Raw genomic sequence first — 3456 nt, 5'->3', positions numbered from 1 at the left:
GCGTAGCCGAAGCCTGGTTCAGCGGTCAGGCTGAGGGGCACATCCCGGAAGTAGTAGCCCGTCCACGGCCAAAGGGGCTGACTCAGACCCGCTGTTTCAGGGCTAATGCGGAAGCCGTCAACTGCTACGGTGCCTTTTGCAGCATCCGAAGTTTGCAGGCGCAGCCGGAAAGGTCCGCTGAGGTCAAAATTTTGGGCGATATGATCCCGCTGAATATCGGGCCGGTTCCCGGCATAGTGCATAAAATTCTGAACCGTTGTATGGCGCAGCGGCGAATACCCCCAGCGATGCTCGTACAGCGCGGCACCGGCTTCGAGTTCGGCTGCGGTATCCTGCACAATCTGCTGCACCCGCTGCGGGGCAAAGGTAAAATTGATGTGCGACGCAAAGCGGTTAATGAAGCGTGTGCGGAAGCCTTCGTTTTCGAGCAGGCGCCGGAACATCAGGGTCCGCTCAGGGTCATGGTCAAAGTAGTAGGGCGGCGCTCCGCTGCCTTCAGCTGAGAGGACGTTGTAGAGCAAATCGTATTCAAGGTGTGATGCGCGCCCGGCTTCATCAAAATCCCAGACCATCATCCGCCATTTGCCGTCGTGGAAGGGCGCGTCAGAGGTTTCCCTCACCCTCCAAAATTTGAAATGCTTGTTGCCGTACCAGTCCACATTTCCCCAGTAAATCATGCTCACCAGATAATCGATGTAGCCGCTGAGGTCGAGCTGCGTTTCGAGCTGTGCAAAGATTTCGTCATCCTCCAAATCAGCGGTGACAATAAACTGCCACAGCTGCTGCCACAGGGCGAGGTCTTCGGGCAGGCCTTCATCCACAGCGCTCGTATCAGCCATGCCAACCGGCGCATCCATCACAATCACGTTATCCGGATCGGGACCATAGTTGTAGTGGATGTGGAAGCGGTCGAGGCGGTCGCGCAGGTACATCATCCCCCAATACTCCCCGTTTATAAAATGCTGCACGGCACGGGCACGCTGCGTCGCCAATTCCATGGGCTGCAGGATACGGTGAGCGGCAGCATCGTTCAGGAATTTCCGCAGGTTTCCGCCGCTGCGCACCATCAGCCGGTTGTATTCCTCCAGCGGCTGACCATCATAGCGATTGGTTTCACCGGGGAAGAAGGGGAAACGCATGGTGTTTTCTTCGTCATACTCCGAGCGGGAATACAGCCTGAAAGATTTGTTGGGGTTGGTTCTCGAACCGAGGCCGTGTAAGCGGAGACCCAGGTTTTGGGCGAAATCGGGGCCGGACTGCTGCGCTCCGAAAAGTTCGGCATGCACCGGCACTTCCCATTCACGTCCGCGGCGGTCGTAGTTGCCGCGCCAAACAAACCCCTGCTCCGTGCCGCCTGCTTCGAAATAGTCCCTGCCCGGCACATAGATGCCCTCCTCAAAACCAAAGAGACGCTGCGGCGGGGCAATCACCGAAAGCACCGGCATGCTGCTGAAAGCCGGGTCGCTGAAATCGCCCACGAACCAGCTGCCGCTTGCCACCGGGCCCGTCTCATCGGCCTGATGCAGTGCTGCCCGAATTACCCATGCCCGCGGCAGGTCCGGCGGGGGAGTCTGCCACCGCCAGTTGCTGCCATCCCGGCGGTAGGTTGTGATGATATCGGAGATGCGGTAGGGCTGATCTGCGGCCGGCATAAGCTGCAGCGGCTGCGTGTAAATAAAGGTCCGGTTTTGAAGCTCCTCCATCACCGAAACATCCGAGTCGCCGGGGAAGAAATAATTGACGGTAAAATGCGGGGCGTTATAATCGATATTCGCCGGGTCAGGCTCCGAGCCGTCGAGGGTGTAGAGGATGAGGGCCTCATCCGCATCGGTGAGCAGCTCAAGCAGAACGGGCTCGTTGTAAAAACCGGGGGGCGAACTGAACTCAGGCGCCGGGAGCAGACCAGGCAGACCGGCCTCGTTCGGACCTCCGGGCGTAGGTGTCGAAAAATACTGCCAGCTGCCGGCACCGTCGGGAAAGCGGCCATAGCTGATATCGGTCGGGATTTGAGTCGGGGCAAGCTCATCAACGATTTCCCCGTACGGATTCACAAGCAGGATTTCCTCGCCCGAGGCAGCAATGGAAAAATTCGTGTGCAGCTCGCCAAAAGGGATGCGACGGTCCTTGCCTGATGCCCACACCAGCAGAAACGCGCCCGGCTCAATGCTGATGTTGGGAAAGAACCACATCTGCGGCTCGCTGTAGTCGTCAGACAGGGCATAGCCGGAAAGATTTACCGGCAAACCGGTGGGATTGTAGAGCTCGATCCAGTCCTCGAAATCGCCGTCTTCATCGGCAAGGGTTGTGGCATTTGAAGCCATCACCTCGTTAATCACAACCGTTGCAGACTGCGCAGCTGCAAGGCTCATTCCTGCTGCCCACAATGCCGACATAAGCAGCAGGCCGTATAAACATTTTGCACATTTCATTTTAATCATAGCTTTAAGCGGCACATTGCGGCCGGTAAAATGAGAAGCTTGGGGAATCCTCACCTCTTCTGAATCCTCTGCATCCTTGGATATTATATAGTGTGAAACACCATTTGGCTTCACTGATTGGCTGAACTTTTAAAATACGGCTCTCGGGCCTGAATTGCTGACGAATTCTCCGCCGGCTGCCTGCATGGCTTTACACTGCCGGAACGGTTGCCTGTTCCCCTCCATTGGGTTAGATTCCTGAGCGACAGCTTCATTCACCTCTCCTCATCATTTCTTATGAAAAAGTTCTCTTTCTCGCTTTACGGCTTCCTTGCTGCCTTTTTGCTGATGGCCCTGTACCACAGCGCCAACGGTTTTTTTGAAGACCGGACGCCCACAACCGAGCACCTCGCAGCGGCAGAGGTGCTGTTCGGGCTGGACTTTCGGCAGGCCTACCGCGATTCGATGCTTGCCGGCATCCGGAGCAATCTGCAGACCTATGAAGCCATCAGGGCGCGGGAAATCGGCAATGAGGTGTGGCCGGCCATGCAGTTCAATCCGCTACCGGCGGGTTTTGAACTTCCGGTGGAGAGCGGCGGCGCGCACAACTGGCAGCTGCCGGAGCAGGTGCAGCGCCCTGCATCCGACGCGGAGCTGGCATTTCTGACGGTTGCCGAGCTGAGCGTGCTCATCCGAAGCGGTCAGCTCAGCGCGGTGGAGCTTACTACGATTTATCTTGATCGGATCCGCCGGTATGATGCCGAGCTTCAGGTGGTCATCACCCTCACAGACGAGCTTGCCCTTGCGCAGGCTGCCCGTGCCGATTCTCTGCTTGCGGCGGGCGTGTGGCTGGGTCCGCTGCACGGCATCCCGTACGGCAGCAAAGACCTGCTCGCCCTTGAAGGCTACCCGACTACCTGGGGCGCGGTGCCCTATCAGGATCAGGTGCTTGAACAGACCGCGACCGTTATCCGGAAGCTGGAAGAAGCCGGGGCCGTACATCTGGCCAAGCTCTCGCTCGGGGCGCTGGCCTGGGGAG

The 3456-nt window shown here is 58.0% G+C and carries 2 protein-coding genes; one reads left to right on the top strand and one right to left on the bottom strand.

Going from position 1 to position 3456, the window contains the following annotated elements:
• Positions 1 to 2429 (bottom strand): CotH kinase family protein (locus tag LAT75_RS15410; protein WP_291483707.1); only part of this gene is annotated, 2429 nt, incomplete at its 3' end.
• A gap of 285 nt (positions 2430 to 2714) precedes the next feature.
• Between LAT75_RS15410 and LAT75_RS15405 the strand changes: the two genes are divergently transcribed.
• Positions 2715 to 3456: amidase family protein (locus LAT75_RS15405; RefSeq protein ID WP_291483705.1), on the top strand; the 742-nt coding region annotated here is incomplete at its 3' end.

The organism is Cyclonatronum sp. (assembly GCF_022565315.1).
Taxonomy (GTDB): domain Bacteria; phylum Bacteroidota; class Rhodothermia; order Balneolales; family Cyclonatronaceae; genus Cyclonatronum.
This window is presented reverse-complemented; position numbering and strand designations above follow the sequence as displayed.